Origin of the sequence: Nonomuraea thailandensis, assembly GCF_024172165.1 — a bacterium.
GTDB classification, from domain to species: domain Bacteria; phylum Actinomycetota; class Actinomycetes; order Streptosporangiales; family Streptosporangiaceae; genus Nonomuraea; species Nonomuraea thailandensis.
Map to the genome: position 1 here is coordinate 1,302,225 of NZ_JAMZEB010000002.1, position 14,915 is coordinate 1,317,139.

General features: G+C 72.1%; 14 protein-coding genes. 9 read left to right on the forward strand and 5 right to left on the reverse strand.

Going from position 1 to position 14,915, the window contains the following annotated elements; genetic code table 11:
• Positions 1–88 precede the first annotated feature (88 nt).
• From HD597_RS10120 to HD597_RS10130, 3 genes are read left to right on the forward strand one after another with little or no spacing between them, the layout of a single operon-like run.
• Positions 89–1,123 carry an Ldh family oxidoreductase gene (locus HD597_RS10120; protein WP_253741733.1) on the forward strand — a complete coding sequence of 345 codons (1,035 nt, stop codon included), beginning with the start codon at positions 89–91 and terminating at the stop codon, positions 1,121–1,123.
• On the forward strand, positions 1,124–2,413 hold the full coding sequence (locus HD597_RS10125) for an MFS transporter (RefSeq protein ID WP_253741735.1): 1,290 nt from the start codon (positions 1,124–1,126) through the stop codon (positions 2,411–2,413).
• Positions 2,404–3,168, forward strand: a complete 765-nt coding sequence (locus HD597_RS10130) for an SDR family NAD(P)-dependent oxidoreductase (RefSeq protein ID WP_253741736.1) — start codon at positions 2,404–2,406, stop codon at positions 3,166–3,168. Before HD597_RS10125 ends, HD597_RS10130 begins: the two co-directional genes overlap by 10 nt.
• Positions 3,169–3,255: 87 nt before the next feature.
• Here the strand turns inward: HD597_RS10130 and pgm are convergent, their stop codons facing one another.
• The gene (gene pgm / locus HD597_RS10135) at positions 3,256–4,890 is read right to left on the reverse strand and encodes a phosphoglucomutase (alpha-D-glucose-1,6-bisphosphate-dependent) (protein ID WP_253741737.1); all 1,635 of its coding nucleotides are present in this window, start codon (positions 4,888–4,890) and stop codon (positions 3,256–3,258) included.
• A gap of 98 nt (positions 4,891–4,988) precedes the next feature.
• Between pgm and HD597_RS10140 the strand changes: the two genes are divergently transcribed.
• From HD597_RS10140 to thrS, 3 genes are all read left to right on the forward strand, one after another.
• Positions 4,989–5,888, forward strand: coding sequence for a TIGR03564 family F420-dependent LLM class oxidoreductase (locus HD597_RS10140; RefSeq protein ID WP_253741738.1), 900 nt, complete (start codon positions 4,989–4,991; stop codon positions 5,886–5,888).
• A 39-nt stretch (positions 5,889–5,927) separates the two neighbouring features.
• On the forward strand, positions 5,928–6,524 hold the full coding sequence (locus HD597_RS10145) for a glycoside hydrolase family 25 protein (RefSeq protein WP_253741740.1): 597 nt from the start codon (positions 5,928–5,930) through the stop codon (positions 6,522–6,524).
• A 66-nt stretch (positions 6,525–6,590) separates the two neighbouring features.
• On the forward strand, positions 6,591–8,555 hold the full coding sequence (gene thrS, locus HD597_RS10150) for a threonine--tRNA ligase (RefSeq protein ID WP_253741741.1): 1,965 nt from the start codon (positions 6,591–6,593) through the stop codon (positions 8,553–8,555).
• A 122-nt stretch (positions 8,556–8,677) separates the two neighbouring features.
• Here the strand turns inward: thrS and HD597_RS10155 are convergent, their stop codons facing one another.
• Together HD597_RS10155 and HD597_RS10160 are read right to left on the reverse strand one after the other, a co-directional pair.
• Positions 8,678–8,881 (reverse strand): TM2 domain-containing protein, encoded by a 204-nt coding sequence (locus HD597_RS10155; RefSeq protein ID WP_253741743.1) that lies wholly within the window; start codon positions 8,879–8,881, stop codon positions 8,678–8,680.
• 192 nt (positions 8,882–9,073) lie between these two features.
• Complete coding sequence (locus HD597_RS10160) at positions 9,074–9,796, reverse strand: PIG-L deacetylase family protein (RefSeq protein WP_253741744.1); 723 nt, start codon at positions 9,794–9,796, stop codon at positions 9,074–9,076.
• A gap of 375 nt (positions 9,797–10,171) precedes the next feature.
• Between HD597_RS10160 and HD597_RS10165 the strand changes: the two genes are divergently transcribed.
• Positions 10,172–11,179, forward strand: a complete 1,008-nt coding sequence (locus HD597_RS10165; protein ID WP_253741745.1) for an RNA polymerase subunit sigma-70 — start codon at positions 10,172–10,174, stop codon at positions 11,177–11,179.
• An 88-nt stretch (positions 11,180–11,267) separates the two neighbouring features.
• Positions 11,268–11,693 carry a hypothetical protein gene (locus tag HD597_RS10170; protein WP_253741746.1) on the forward strand — a complete coding sequence of 142 codons (426 nt, stop codon included), beginning with the start codon at positions 11,268–11,270 and terminating at the stop codon, positions 11,691–11,693.
• Between the two features lie 3 nt (positions 11,694–11,696).
• On the opposite strand, the gene HD597_RS10175 is transcribed toward HD597_RS10170, so the two are convergent.
• On the reverse strand, positions 11,697–12,194 hold the full coding sequence (locus HD597_RS10175) for an Asp23/Gls24 family envelope stress response protein (RefSeq protein WP_253741747.1): 498 nt from the start codon (positions 12,192–12,194) through the stop codon (positions 11,697–11,699).
• Positions 12,195–12,271: 77 nt separating this feature from the next.
• Here HD597_RS10175 and HD597_RS10180 point away from each other — a divergent pair, with 77 nt between their 5' ends.
• Entirely contained in the window at positions 12,272–12,802 is a 531-nt protein-coding gene (locus HD597_RS10180; protein ID WP_253741748.1) for an HIT family protein, read from the forward strand.
• Here HD597_RS10180 and HD597_RS10185 read toward each other — a convergent pair.
• Positions 12,758–14,842, reverse strand: coding sequence for a hypothetical protein (locus HD597_RS10185; protein WP_253741749.1), 2,085 nt, complete (start codon positions 14,840–14,842; stop codon positions 12,758–12,760). The genes HD597_RS10180 and HD597_RS10185 overlap by 45 nt on opposite strands.
• Positions 14,843–14,915 lie beyond the last annotated feature (73 nt).

Sequence of the window (14,915 nt, forward strand, 5' to 3'; positions counted from 1 at the left end):
GCCCTTTCCGGGCCTCCGTTTGGGCGAGCGGTAATCGGGCATAAGGGCGCACACGGAACGCAGTCCTGCCCAAGCGAGTCAGGTCACCGTGAACGCATCCGTCCATGTCCTCGCCGACCGCCTCCGCGATCTCGCCCACGACCTCCTCACCGCCGCCGGCCTGCCGGGGGACACGGCCGCGGTGGTGGCCGCGTCCCTGGTGGAGGCCGATCTCGCCGGTCACGGCTCGCACGGCGTACGCCGGGTGAAGTGGTACCACGACCGGATCGAGAGCGGCGCGATCGTGCCGGACGCCCGCCCGGAGGTGGTCTCGCGCCGCGGCGCGACCGCCGTCGTGTCCGGGCGGCGCGGCTTCGGCCAGGCCGCCGCCGGCCTGGCCACGCGGGAGGCGGCCGCGCTGGCCGCCGCGCACGGCGCCGGGGTGGTCGCCATCCGCGACTGCAACCACGTCGGCAGGCTCGGCGAGTACGCGGAGACGCTGGCACGGCGCGGCCTGGTCGCCCAGGTCGTCGGCAACGCCGACCCCACCGTGGCCCCGTACGGCGGGCACCGCAGGATGCTCGGCACCAACCCCATGGCCTGGGCCGTGCCCCGGGCGGGCGGCGCGGCCGTGGTCATGGACTGGGCGACCGCCGCCATGGCCGAGGGCAAACTGGGCCTGCTGCTCGCCGCCGGCCGGTCCGCTCCCGAGGGGGTGCTGGTCGATCCGGACGGCTGCCCGTCCACCGACCCGGCGGACTTCTACCGGGGCGGGGCGCTGCTGCCGTTCGGCGGGCACAAGGGCTACGGCCTGAGCGTGCTCGTCGAGCTGGTCGGCGGCCTGCTGACGGGCACCGGCACCGCCTGCTCCGCCGAGTACGACGGCACCTTCGGCACGGTGATCACCGCGGTGGACATCGCCGCGTTCGTCCCGCTGGAGAGCTACGTCGCCCAGGTGGAGTCCTTCTGCGAAGCCCTGCGCGCCGGCGGCCCCGGCGTGGTCGTCCCGGGGGAGCCCGAGGCCCGCACCCGCGCGCAGCGGCTGAAGGAGGGCGTCCCGCTGCCGGCGCCGGTGTGGGCGGAGCTGGGCGGGCTCGCCGCGCGGCTCGGCGTTCCGTGGCCAGACACGCCGCCAGGAGGTTAGATGTCCGCCACACCCGCCCCCAGCCCCGCCTTACGCCGCGTCGTCCTGGGCGCCCTCGTCGGCACCGCCCTGGAGTGGTACGACTTCTTCATCTACGGCACCGCCGCCGCCCTCGTCTTCAACCGCCTGTTCTTCACCGACGCCGACCCGGCCACGGGCACGATCGTCGCGTTCGCCACGTTCGGCGTGGGGTTCGTGGTACGGCCGTTCGGCGGCGTCCTGTTCGGCCATCTGGGCGACAGGATCGGCCGCCGCTCCACCCTGATCATCACCACGGTGATCATGGGTGTGTCGACGGGGCTGATCGGCCTGCTGCCCACCTACCCCGCCATCGGGGTGCTGGCGCCGGTGCTGCTCACGCTGCTGCGCGTCTGCCAGGGGCTCGGCGCGGGCGCGGAGTTCGGCGGCGCGGCGACGCTGCTGGCCGAGCACGCCCCGCCTGGCCGGCGCGGCTACTACGCCTCCTACGCCCAGACCGGCGTGCAGATCGGGCTGGTGCTGGGCACCTCGGCGTTCCTGCTCGTCCAGCTCCTGCCGGAGGAGGACTTCCTGGCCTGGGGCTGGCGGATGCCGTTCCTGGTGAGCTTCGCGCTGATCGGGGTCGCCCTGTACGTGCGGCTGCGGGTCGACGAGTCGCCCGTGTTCCAGGAGATGGCGCGGACCAAGGAGATCGTCCGGCTGCCGATCAGGGACGCGCTGGTCCGTCACCCGCGCAACTTCCTGGTCGGGGTCGGCGCGCACATCTGCGACACGGCCGTGGTCTACACGCTGGCCACGTTCAGCGTCGCGTACGCCACCGGCCGGCTGGGCCTCAGCAGCCGCACGGCGCTGCTGGGCGTGATCCTGTTCGGGCTGACCGTCATCGTGCTGCAACCGGTGTACGGCCATCTGTCCGACCGGGTGGGCAGGCGGCCGCTCAACCTGTTCAGCGTCGTGTTCGTGGCGGTGTACGCGTATCCGTACTTCCTCCTGGTGGACACCGGCGTCACCTGGCTGGTCTGGCTGGCCATGATGATCATGGGCGCGTTCGGCTTCGCGCCGCAGGTGGCCGTGCAGCCGGTGTTCTACGCCGAGCTGTTCGGGGCACGGGTGCGCTACACCGGGTTCGCCGCCTCGCGGGAGCTGGGCGCGGCGCTGGCCGGGTTCTCGCCGCTGATCGGCGCGGCTCTGGCGGCCCGGCTGGGCGGCGCGCCCTGGCTGGTGGCGGCGTTCCTGGTCGGCACCGCGGTGATCTCGTTCGCCGCGTTCCACGCCTCGCGCGAGAGCAAGGAGACTGATCTATGGACCTGAACGGCACGGTCGCGGTGATCACCGGCGGCGGCACCGGCATCGGCGCCGCCGTCGCGGAGCGCCTGGCCAGGAAGGGCGCGGCGGCCGTGGTCGTCAACTACTCGCGCTCGGCGGCCGACGCCCGGGAGACGGTGGCCCGGCTGGAGAGCCTCGGCTGCAAGGCGGAGGCGGTGGCCGCCGACGTGTCCGACGACGCCGCCGTACGGCGCCTGGCCGAGCGTGTCCGCGCCGACTACGGGCGGGTGGACGCCCTGGTGTGCAACGCGGGCACGACCGCGTGGGTGCCGTTCGCCGACCTGGAGGGCCTCACCGACGAGGTGTGGCAGCGGATCATGGGCGTCAACCTCATGGGCGCCTTCTACTGCGCCCGCGCCTTCGCGCCTGCCCTGCGGGCGGCGCGCGGCGCCGTCGTGAACGTGGCCTCCGTCGCCGGCCTGCTGGCCACCGGCTCCTCCATCGCCTACGGGGTCAGCAAGGCCGCGCTGCTCCAGCTCACCCGCGACCTGGCGGTGGCGCTCGGCCCCGAGATCCGGGTGAACGCGGTCGCGCCCGGCCTCGTGGCCACCCGCTGGCACATCGACCGGGTGGGGGAGCAGGTGTTCTCCGAGATGACCGCGAAGGAGCAGCGGAAGGCGCCGCTGCGGCGCACCGCGCAACCGGAGCACATCGCCCAGCTCGTCACCGCCCTGCTGGAGTCGGACCTGGTGACGGGCGAGGTGCTGGTGGGGGACGGCGGGCGGCACCTGCAGTACTGAGCGCGCGACGCGGGGGCCCGCGCCGCGCGGCTCCGGCCCGGAGGCCCGGCCGGCGGAGGCCCGTGCCGGTGGCTCAGGGCCGGAGGCTCAGGCGCCCAGGGCGGCCGACACCAGCGAGCGGGCCTCCTCCTGCACCTTGGCCAGGTGGTCCGGGCCCTTGAAGGACTCGGCGTAGATCTTGTACACGTCCTCGGTCCCCGACGGCCGGGCCGCGAACCAGGCGTTCCGCGTCGAGACCTTCACCCCGCCCAGCTTGGCGCCGTTGCCGGGCGCCGACGTCTGCACCGACGTGACCGGCTCGCCCGCCAGCGAGCCGGCCGTCACCTGCTCGGCCGACAGCTTGCCGAGCACGGCCTTCTCCTCCCGGGTGGCGGGCGCGTCCACCCGCGCGTACGCGGGCTCGCCGAACCGCTCGACCAGCTCCCGGTAGCGGGCGCTCGGCGACTCGCCGGTGACGGCCAGGATCTCCGAGGCCAGCAGCGCCAGGATGAGGCCGTCCTTGTCGGTGGACCACACGGAGCCGTCGCGCCGCAGGAACGAGGCCCCCGCACTCTCCTCGCCCCCGAACCCGAGGGAGCCGTCCAGCAGCCCCGGCACGAACCACTTGAAGCCCACCGGCACCTCGTACAGCCGCCGGCCCAGCGACTCGGCCACCCGGTCGATGATCCCGCTGCTGACCATGGTCTTGCCCACGCCCGCGCCGGACGGCCAGCCGTCGCGGTGCGTGCAGAGGTAGGAGATGGCGACGGCGAGGTAGTGGTTGGGGTTCATCAGCCCGCCGTCGGGCGTGACGACGCCGTGCCGGTCGGCGTCGGCGTCGTTGCCCGTCGAGATGTCGTAGGTGTCGCGGCCGGCGATGAGCGAGGCCATCGCGTACGGCGACGAGCAGTCCATCCGGATCTTGCCGTCCCAGTCGAGCGTCATGAACCGCCACGTCGGGTCCACCAGCGGGTTGACCACGGTGAGGTCCAGCCGGTGCCGCTCGGCGATCTCCCCCCAGTAGGCGACGCTCGCCCCGCCCAGCGGGTCGGCCCCGATCCGCACGCCGGCCGCGCGGATCGCGTCGAGGTCCACCACGGAGGGCAGGTCGTCCACGTACGTCCCGAGGAAGTCGTAGCGCCCGGCCCGGTCCAGCGCCGCCGTGTACGGCACCCGGCGCACGCCCTTCAGCCCGTCCTGGAGCAGCCGGTTGGCGCGGTCCTGGATCCACCCGGTGGCGTCGGTGTCGGCCGGGCCGCCGTGCGGCGGGTTGTACTTGAACCCGCCGTCACCCGGCGGGTTGTGCGACGGCGTGACGACGACGCCGTCGGCCGTCCCGCTCGTGCGGCCCCTGTTGTGCCGCAGGATGGCGTGGGAGACGGCGGGCGTGGGGGTGTAGCCGTCGCGCGAGTCGATGAGCACGGCGACGTCGTTGGCCGCGAACACCTCCAGCGCCGACACCCGCGCGGGCTCCGACAGCGCGTGCGTGTCGATGCCCAGGAACAGCGGCCCGTCGGTGCCCTGCGACTGCCGGTACTCGCAGATGGCCTGGCTCGTGGCCACGATGTGGTCCTCGTTGAACGCCGACCTCAGCGACGACCCCCGATGCCCCGACGTGCCGAACGCCACCCGCTGCGCCACCTCGCCGGCATCCGGGTGGAGCGCGTAGTAGGACGTCACCAGCCTGGCGACGTCGACCAGGTCGGAAGGCCGGGCGGGCTGTCCCGCGCGTTCATGCGTCATGGAGGTCACTTTACAAATCCCGTGCGGCCGGGCGGGTGACCGCATGGCGGCGTGGGGAGATACATTCGCGTCAGTCACCAGAACGGAGTTCTGTTCTCATGCGCTACGGATATTTTCTCGCCGAACCTCAAGGACCCGACGCGATCGGCGGTCTGCGCGACCAGATCGCCCAGGCGGTGGAGGACGGCTTCTCCTCCGCCTGGCTCTCCAACATCTTCGGCCTCGACGCCATCACCGCCCTGACCGCGGCCGGCGTCCAGGCGCCGCCCATCGAGCTCGGCACCGCCGTCGTGCCCACCTACCCGCGCCACCCGGCGGTGCTCGCCCAGCAGGCCATGACCGCCAACGCCGCGCTGGGCGGCCGGTTCGCCCTGGGCATCGGCCTGTCGCACAAGATGGTCATCGAGAACATGTTCGGCTACAGCTTCGAGCGGCCAGGCCGGCACATGAAGGAGTACCTCGACATCCTCCTGCCCGCCTCCCGCGGCGAGCAGGTCGACTACCAGGGCGAGACGCTCAAGGCCAACGTGCGGCTCACCACCCCCGGCGCGGGCTTCCCCGTGCTGGTGGCCGCGCTCGGCCCGCGCATGCTCAAGCTCGCGGGCACCGTGGCCGACGGCACCGTGCTCTGGATGACCGGCCCGAAGACGGTGGCCGAGCACATCGCGCCCACCATCACGGCCGCGGCGGCAGAGGCGGGCCGCGAGCGGCCCAGGATCGTCTGCGCGCTGCCCATCAGCGTCACCGACGACCGCGCCGCGGCCGTCGAGCGCGCCAACGAGATCTTCAAGATCTACGGGCAGCTCCCCTCCTACCGTGCCATGCTCGACAGGGAAGGGGCGGCGGGGCCTGGCGACGCGGCGATCGTCGGCGACGAGGACACCGTCCTGGCCAGGCTGGAGGAGCTGAAGCAGGCGGGGGTGACCGACTTCGTGGGCTCCATGTTCGCCAACCGGGAACGCACGAGGAGCCTGCTGATCGGCGCGGCGAAGGGCTGATCCGCGCACATCTCCCTAAAATCCGGCAAGGTGAAGCGCGTGCTACAAGGCATCGATGTGTCGAACTGGCAGGGAACCGTCGACTGGGCCGGCCACGCGGAGGCGGGAGTGGCCTTCGCCTTCGCCAAGGCGACCGAGGGCGGCGACTGGACCGACAAGTGGTTCGCGCGCAACTGGAACGGCATGCGCGAGAGCTGGATCGTCTGCGGCGCCTACCACTTCGCCAGGCCCAAGGGCGACCCCATCGAGCAGGCACGGCACTTCCTCGGCGCGATCAGGTCGGCGGGCGGGCTGCGCCGCGGCGACCTGATCGCGCTGGACCTCGAGACCAACGACGGCCTGCGCCCCGAGCAGGTCGCCAGGTACGCCCGCCGCTGGTGCCACCACGTCGAGCGGCACGCCGGCGTGCGGCCGTTCATCTACACCTTCCAGGCGTTCGCGCGCGGCGGGCACTGCGCGGGGCTGGCCGAACACCCTCTCTGGATCGCCAGCCCCGAGAGCCCGCGCGGCAACCCGCCGGTGCCCAGGCCCTGGCGCGACTGGACCATCCACCAGTACGCCAGCAGCCCGATCGACCGCAACGTCTTCCACGGCACCCGGCAGGAGCTGACAAAGCTGGGGTTTCACCCGCGATAGCATCGGTGACTACCGTCGAACCTGCCTCGGTGCCGGGCATCGAGCGCGACCTTCAAGGAGTTCACCGTGTCAGCCGAGCTACGCATCACCCTCGCCGGAGCCGAGCGTGTGGTCGCGGCCGGCACGACGGCCGGGGAGGCGCTCGAGGCCGACGGCCGCACCGTCATCGCCGCCAGGGTCAACGGCGAGGCCCGCGACCTGGCCCACGCGCTGTCCGACGGCGACGCCGTCGAGCCGATCGAGATCTCCAGCGAAGAGGGCCGGGCGATCGTGCGGCACTCCACCGCGCACGTCATGGCGCAGGCGGTGCAGGAGCTGTTCCCCGAGGCCAAGCTGGGCATCGGGCCGCCCGTCGAGAACGGTTTCTACTACGACTTCGACGTCCCGCAGGCGTTCAACCCCGACGACCTCAAGCGCATCGAGAAGCGCATGCGCGAGATCGTCAAGCAGGGTCAGCTCTTCTCCCGCCGCCCGGTCGGCGACGACGAGGCCCGCGAGGAGCTGGCGGCCGAGCCGTACAAGCTGGAGCTGATCGGGCTCAAGGGCGGCGCCGCCGACGAGGAGAGCGTCGAGGTGGGAGCCGGGCAGCTCACCATCTACGACAACCTCGACGCCAAGAGCGGCGAGCTGTGCTGGAAGGACCTGTGCCGGGGCCCGCACGTGCCCTCCACCCGCTCCATCCCGGCGTTCAAGCTCATGCGCTCCGGCGGCGCCTACTGGCGGGGCAGCGAGAAGAACCCGCAGCTCCAGCGCATCTACGGCACCGCGTGGGAGTCCCGCGACAAGCAGGACGAATACCTCAAGCTGCTCGAAGAGGCCGAGAAGCGCGACCACCGCAAGCTGGGCGCCGAGCTCGACCTGTTCAGCTTCCCGCCGGAGCTGGGCAGCGGCCTGCCGATCTTCCATCCCAAGGGCGGGATCATCCGCAAGGAGATGGAAGACTACATGCGCAGGCGGCAGGCCGAGGCGGGCTACGAGTTCGTCAACACGCCGCACCTCACCAAGAGCTCGCTCTTCGAGACCTCCGGCCACCTGCCGTGGTACGCCGAGGACATGTTCCCCGCCTTCGAGCTGGAGGGCATCGAGTACCGCGTCAAGCCGATGAACTGCCCGATGCACAACCTGATCTACCGGGCGCGCGGGCGTTCCTACCGCGAGCTGCCGCTGCGGCTGTGCGAGTTCGGCTCGGTCTACCGCTACGAGAAGTCCGGCGTGGTCCACGGGCTCACCCGGGTGCGCGGCATGACGCAGGACGACGCGCACATCTACACCACCCGCGAGCAGATGGCCGACGAGATCAAGTCGCTGCTGCGGTTCGTGCTGAGCGTGCTGCGCGACTTCGGCCTGGAGGACTTCTACCTGGAGCTGTCCACCCGCGACGACTCCAAGAAGTTCATCGGCGACCCCGCCGAGTGGGAGGAGGCGACCGACGCGCTGCGCCAGGTCGCCACCGAGTCGGGCCTGACGCTCAAGGACGACCCGGGCGGCGCGGCCTTCTACGGCCCCAAGATCTCGGTGCAGGCCAAGGACGCCATCGGGCGCACCTGGCAGCTCTCCACCATCCAGCTCGACCTCAACCAGCCCAGGCGGTTCGGCCTGGAATACCAGGCGGCCGACGGGTCGCGGCAGACCCCGGTCATGATCCACCGGGCGCTGTTCGGCTCCGTCGAGCGCTTCCTGGGCGTGCTCACCGAGCACTACGCCGGCGCCTTCCCGCCCTGGCTGGCCCCGGTGCAGGTGGTGGGCATCCCGATCGCCGAGGCCCACGCGCCCTACCTGCAGGACGTCGCCAAGAAGCTGAGGGCCGCCGGGATCCGCGTCGAGGTCGACACGGCCGACGACCGGATGCAGAAGAAGATCCGCAACGCGCAGAAGGCCAAGGTGCCCTTCATGCTGCTGGCCGGCGACGACGACATCGCCAACGGCGCGGTGTCCTTCCGCTACCGCAGCGGCGAGCAGAAGAACGGTGTGTCCGTGGACGAGGCGATCGGTGAGATCGTCAGTGCCGTGGAGCGCCGCGTCCAGGTCTGAGCATCGATCACGTGGGAGCGGGCCGTGCCGGTGGCACGGCCCGCTTTCCGTTTCGGCCGCCTTCCGTTTCGGCGGCTTGCGTTTCCGGGCGCCGTCCGTCCGGTCCTTTCGCTGGGCCGTCCCTACTTGGCCAGCGGCCGGCCCTGCTTGTCGCTGAACTTGCCGATGAGGATCATGATGAAGTCGATCAGCACCCAGACGCCGAGGCCGCCCAGGGTGACGATCATGAGGATGCCCGTCCCGATCTTCCCTACGTAGAAACGGTGCACGCCGATGGCGCCGAGGAAGAAGCACAGTAAGACGGCGACGATCCAGGACTTCTGCATGGGAAATGCCTTTCGCGTGGGGGGTGGGCCGGGCGCCTGACCTGGCGCGCCCGACCGGCTCCTGCGGGAAGGATCAACCGCAGGGGACGAAACCCTAGCAAGCTCCCCTGGCTCGGCGCAGACGCTTTTTCTTAATGTGCTTAATTTCCATCAATAAGTGGATACTTCTGCTGTATCCGCTTTTGTGGGAATTTAGCGGCCGAAGAGGCGGAATGTCACTGCGGGACGTCCGCCGAAGCGTTCCGCCTGCTGCTGGGCGAAGCCCTCGATCAGGGTGCGGGCGTACGCCTCCGGGGCCTCGTCGGTGAGGGCCTCGATGTAGGCGCGGTGCTCCAGGAGCGAGCGCACTCCCCGCTCCAGGCCGTCGGTGACGTCCACGGCGTGGGTGGGGGTGTCGGATCCGGCCACGGCGATCCACCGCACGCCGTTCCAGGGCTCGGCCTCCGTATCCGGAAATATCCAGCGATTTCCGGCGTCGCCGACCGCGTCCATCACGGCCCGCCCCACGGCCCGGTGGTCGGGGGTGTTCCAGTACGAGCCTCCCCAGGTGTCCTCGTAGTTCAGCGTGATCACGAGCTCGGGGCGGTGCCTGCGGATGGCGGCGGCCAGCTCCTCGCGCAGCCGGAGGCCGTACTCGATCACCCCGTCGGTGTGGTCGAGGAACTCCACGTCCGTCACCCCGGCCACGGCCGCGCTGGCGCGCTGCTCGCGCTCGCGCACCGGGCCCGCCTTGGCGGGCTCCAGCGTGTCGATGCCCGCCTCACCCCTGGTGACGAGCAGGTAGGAGACGTGGCGTCCGGCGTCGGTCCAGACGGCCACGGCGGAGGCACAGCCGTACTCGAGGTCGTCGGGGTGGGCCACGATGGCCAGTGCGCGCTGCCAGTCGTCCGGCATGGGCTCTAGCTGATCGGTCATGCCTGACATCCTGACAGCCCCGGCGACGCGCCGACAGTACGCGGCTTCCCGCACCGACGGCACGCGGCTCCACGCGCGGGCGGTACGTCGGTTCGCGCGCGGGCGGTACGTCGGTTCGCGCAGGCCGTACGCGGTTTCGCGTGGCGGCGGTGCGCGGCTTCGCGCGCGGACTTCACGGCGGGCGGGTGCTCGTGCGACGCTTGCGGCGGGGGAGCAAGACCGTGCGATGCTCGCACGGCGCACGGCGCACGGCGCACGGCGCACGGCGCACGGCGCACGGCGCACGGCGCACGGCGCGGCGGGGGCGCGATGTTCGGGCCGGAGGTCCGGGATGGCAGGGCGGTTCAGGGGCGGCACGTGGGCCAGGGAGGCGGCGTGGGCGACGAGAGCGAGGCCGTTGCGGTCGTCAGGGGAGGCGGGCGGGCCGCGTTCGGGGAGCTGGTCGAGGGGCATCGGCACGAGCTGCGGGTGCACTGCTACCGGATGCTCGGCTCGTACACCGACGCCGAGGACATGGTGCAGGAGACCATGATGCGGGCCTGGCGGCGGCGGGAGACGTTCGAGGGGCGCTCCACGCTGCGGGCCTGGCTCTACCGCATCGCCACCAACGCCTGCCTCGACCTGCTGTCGGGGCCCGCGCGCGCCCGCGAGATCACGGTGGGCGTGGGCGGCGAGTCCCGCTCGCCGTTCGCGGAGGTGCCGTGGTTGCAGCCGTACCCGGACCGCCTGCTCGACCTGGCCGCGCCGGGGGAGGGCACGCCGGACGCGGTGGCGGTGGAGCGGGAGACGATCGAGCTGGCCTATCTGGCCGCGATCCAGCACCTGCCGCCCCGCCAGCGCGCGGTGCTGATCCTGCGGGACGTGGCCGGCTGGTCCGCCGAGGAGACCTCGCAGGCGCTGGAGCTGAGCGTGGCGGCGGTGAAGAGCGCGCTGCAGCGGGCCCGCGCAACGCTGCGCATGCACCTGCCCGCCCGGCGCTCGCAATGGGGCCCGGCCACGGCGCCGAGCGAGCAGGAGCGGGCCGTGCTGCGCCGCTACATGGAGGCGTCCGTGGAGGGCGACCTGTCGGCCCTGGCCGGCCTGCTGCGCGAGGACGCGCGGCAGACGATGCCGCCGGACTCACAGGTGTTCGACGGGCGGGCGGCCATCCTCGACATGTGGCGGCCCGTCATGACCGGGCCGCAGGCGTGGGGCGAGTGGCGGGCGCTGGCCACCCGCGCCAACCGGCAGCCCGCCGTCGCCAACTACGTACGCCGCCCCGGGCAGGTCCGCTTCACCGCGGTCAACATCGACGTGCTCCGCGTCGAGGACGGCCTGATCGCCGAGATCACCACGTTCGGCGCCGAGCTGCACACCGCCTTCGGCCTGCCCCACGAGCTCTGAGAGGAGATTTCCCGGCCCCGACCGATTCCTTTCCCGCCGCCCCGCCGTCATATGGCCGTACGACCACTCACTAGAGAGGAATTCCGCCATGACCGAGCACAACGACCCCAAGCTCAAGGCCCTCGACCGCCTCGTCGGCACCTGGAAGGTCTCCGGCGCCGCCGCGGGCACCGTCACCTACCGCTGGATGGAGGGCGGCCACTTCCTGATTCAGGACGTGGACCTCACGCAGGAGGGCGGCACGGTCAAGGGCACGGAGTTCATCGGCAGGAAGCGGCCGTACGGGGCGGAGGAGCCCAGCCAGGACGTGCACTCCTGGTACTTCGACAGCGACGGCAGCACCCTGGCCTACGTGTACGAGGTCGAGGGCGACACGCTGACGATCTGGGCGCACAAGAAGGACTCGGGGGCCTACTACCGCGGCACGTTCAGCGCCGACGGCGCGAGCGTCACCGGCGCCTGGGTGTACCCCGGGGGCGGCGGCTACGAGTCGAACATGACGCGGGTGGGCTGAGGCTCAGCCCGGCTCCCCGTCCTCGTCGAGGTCCTCGGCGGGGCCCCGGGCCGCGGCCCGGCCCTCGCCGGGGAGCCGGACGTCGTCGACGGTGACGTTCACCTCCATGACGCGCATGCCGAGCATCCGGCTGACGCTCCTGGCCACGTTCGTCTTGACCTCGGAGGCGACGTCCATGACGACGTGGCCGTACTCGACCACGATCGTCAGGCTCACCGCCACCTGGCGGTCCTGGATCTGCGCGCTGACGCCCTGGGTGCCGCGGCGCGAGCCGATGCCGATGCGATCGCGTACGGACTCGAAGGCGCGCGCCAGGTCGCCGCCCATGTCGGCGACCCCGGCCACCTCCAGCGCGGCCAGCGCGGCGACCTTCTCGACCACCTCGTCGGCGACCTTGATCCGGCCCTTGACCACCGCCCCGGCGGTGGGCCCCTCGATGTAGGAGGGGGCGGGCGGCTCGGTGGACGGTGCGGGCTGCTCGGTGGCTAAGGCTTCACTCATCGCGGCCTCCTGTAGGCGGGTGCTCAGGATTGTGCCGGAAGAGCACCCCGTTTGTCCGGGGTCCTATGCTGCTAGTTATGCACGATCAGGCAGGGGCCGGGGCCCCCGACAACTTCCAGCGTCTGTGGACCCCGCATCGCATGGCCTACATCAAGGGCGAGAACAAGCCGACCGGCACGGGCCCCGGCGACGGCTGCCCGTTCGACGCCATCCCCAAGATGAGCGACGAGGACGGCCTGATCGTCAAGCGGGGGGAGACGGTCTACGCCGTGCTCAACCTGTACCCGTACAACTCGGGCCATCTGATGGTCGTGCCCTATCGCCACGTGTCCGACTACGACGAGCTCGACGCGGCGGAGGTGACCGAGCTGGGCGAGTTCACGCAGAAGTCGCTGCGGGCGCTGCGCAAGGCCAGCGGCGCGCAGGGCTTCAACGTCGGCATGAACCTCGGCCACGTCGCGGGCGCGGGCATCGCCGCCCACCTGCACCAGCACGTGGTGCCCCGGTGGGGCGGCGACACCAACTTCATGCCGGTCGTCGCCCAGACCAAGGTGCTGCCGCAGCTACTTCACGACACCCGCCAGCTGCTCGCCGACGCCTGGGACTGACGCCTCGCCTTCGCGGCGCAGCGCGCCGATGCCGGTGGCCAGCAGCAGCGGCACGGCCAGCGCCAGGGCCATCGACAGCACGGCCGCGCCCGAGTCGTTGACCAGCATCCCGACCACGCCGCTGACGAGCGTGCCGATCAGCCCGGCACGCAGCGCGGGGGAGTGCTCGAACGCCGCGGGCACGACCCCCGCCGACGCCTGCTCGGGGCGCAGGATCGCGTACACGAGGAACGCCACGGCGGCGATCACGATCGGCATCAGGTTGGGGTTGGCCAGCGTGGAGACCATGGCCAGGAACTTGCGCCAGATGACGTCCACGGCCTCACCGGTCAGCACCTGCCCCACGAACCTGCCCAGGTGCGACTGCTCCTCAGGGGGCCGCAGGTAGTTGAGCCACGCGAAGCCCATCACGATCACGCCGCCGGCCACGCAGAACGCGCCCAGCTTCACCAGCGAGACCCGCTTGCCCGACAGGATCAGCGCCGTCACCGCGATGCCCGGCACGAACGCGATCACGCCGCCGAAGTCGCTGCCCATCCCGGACCCGCCCAGCACCATCGCGAACGCTCCCAGCGCCACGATCGCGCCCACGCCCACCTTGCCCGGCCACCGGTGCGCGATCACCGTGGTGGCCAGCAGCGTGCCGGTGGCCAGCAGCGCGAACGGGATGTTGCCCAGGCCGAAGTAGCGGGCTCCCTGCTCGGCGCTGTAGCCCATGAAGCTGTTGAGCTGGAGGGTGGTGCCGGTGAGCAGGTCGCCGACGAGCGTGAGCGCCGTGATCGTGGCGACCACGGCCAGCGGGCCGAGCGGCCTGCGCCGCCACGGCCCCGCCAGCGCCAGCAGCGTGATCGCCGCCCACCAGGCCGCCATGCCGCCGAACAGCTCCAGGTGGGAGTCCCACGGCAGGAGGTTGACCAGGAACGAGGTGACGGGCAGGGCCGCGAGCGCCACGGCGGCGCGGCGTACCCAGGGCAGGCTCCTGCGGCGGCGCAGCAGCAGGAAGGCCAGCACGTAGAACAGGACCTGGAGGACCGCCAGGGCCGTGAAGTAGGCGGCCTTCGCCGAGCGCATGGTCTGGGCGGTGGCGTCGGCGCTGCGCAGCCGTTCGATCGTCGCGCCCGGCTCGCCCACCCGCAGCGGCACGCCCACGACCGTGCTCGGCACGGCCACGCCCAGCTTGCCGAGCACGGTGGCGGTCAGGTCGGTCAGGATCGAGATGTCGTCCCTGCGGGTGGAGGCCGCGCCCAGCAGCCGGCCCTCGGCGCCGGGCTCGCGCAGCGCGGCCACCCGCAGGTGCGGCACGGAGCCGTGGTCGGACAGGCCCGCCAGCAGCACCGTCGTGCCGGCCGGCAGCACCGACAGCAGCGCGCCCGCCTTGGCGTCGGCCAGCCGCAGCGCCTGGCGCCGCTCGGCGGGGCCGAGCTTGTCGGGCACCCGGGGCAGCCGGCCGGGCTCGCCCGCGAGGTAGGGCTGGACGAGGTCGTCCACGTCCATCGCGACCATCCGGCACTTGCCCAGGCCGGCGGTGCCGGCCTGGAGCGGCGAGGCGAGGTAGTGAGCCACCGCGCCCTGCTGGTCGGCCAGCGCCAGCGCCGCGCCTGGCCCGATCGCGATCGAGCACTGCCCGGCCGCCTTCAGTGTCTCGCCCAGCGTGCCCGCCGTGCGCTGGCCGGCCACGTCGATGAGGTAGCGGTAGTCGGGGATGACGGCGCCCTCGCCACGGGGCTCGGGCCTGGGCGGCGCGCCGCACCCGTAGCCGACGGCCGACCTGGTGCCCGCCGAGACGGTGAGCCAGCCGTCGTAGGGGCAGGTCACGTTGCCCACCGTGCGGACGGACAGGGAGCCGATCGCGCTGGATTCGGCCAGGGCCCACAGGTTGGGGGTGTCGGACGGGGTCAGGTCGTTCCAGTGCAGGCCGGGCACGCCGATGAGCGCCACCCGCCCCGCCTCGGACCCCGCTCTGGCGGGGCCGGCGAACAGAGCATGACCGACAATCACCTGACCGACCAGCACGGCCAGCACGACCAGCGCGCGCCTCACCCCGATGACCTCCCGCGATCGCAGAGCTCTGTGGCACGGCCGAGCTAGGTAGTGCTAGGTCATGTTCCGGCGC

Bases quoted from the DNA above. Each gene is read 5' to 3' on its own strand.
- HD597_RS10125 (WP_253741735.1), top strand. From the start codon at position 1,124: ATGTCCGCCACACCCGCCCCCAGCCCCGCCTTACGCCGCGTCGTCCTG.
- HD597_RS10130 (WP_253741736.1), top strand. From the start codon at position 2,404: ATGGACCTGAACGGCACGGTCGCGGTGATCACCGGCGGCGGCACCGGC.
- pgm (WP_253741737.1), bottom strand. From the start codon at position 4,890: ATGACGCATGAACGCGCGGGACAGCCCGCCCGGCCTTCCGACCTGGTC.
- HD597_RS10140 (WP_253741738.1), top strand. From the start codon at position 4,989: ATGCGCTACGGATATTTTCTCGCCGAACCTCAAGGACCCGACGCGATC.
- HD597_RS10155 (WP_253741743.1), bottom strand. From the start codon at position 8,881: ATGCAGAAGTCCTGGATCGTCGCCGTCTTACTGTGCTTCTTCCTCGGC.
- HD597_RS10160 (WP_253741744.1), bottom strand. From the start codon at position 9,796: ATGACCGATCAGCTAGAGCCCATGCCGGACGACTGGCAGCGCGCACTG.
- HD597_RS10170 (WP_253741746.1), top strand. From the start codon at position 11,268: ATGACCGAGCACAACGACCCCAAGCTCAAGGCCCTCGACCGCCTCGTC.
- HD597_RS10175 (WP_253741747.1), bottom strand. From the start codon at position 12,194: ATGAGTGAAGCCTTAGCCACCGAGCAGCCCGCACCGTCCACCGAGCCG.
- HD597_RS10180 (WP_253741748.1), top strand. From the start codon at position 12,272: ATGCACGATCAGGCAGGGGCCGGGGCCCCCGACAACTTCCAGCGTCTG.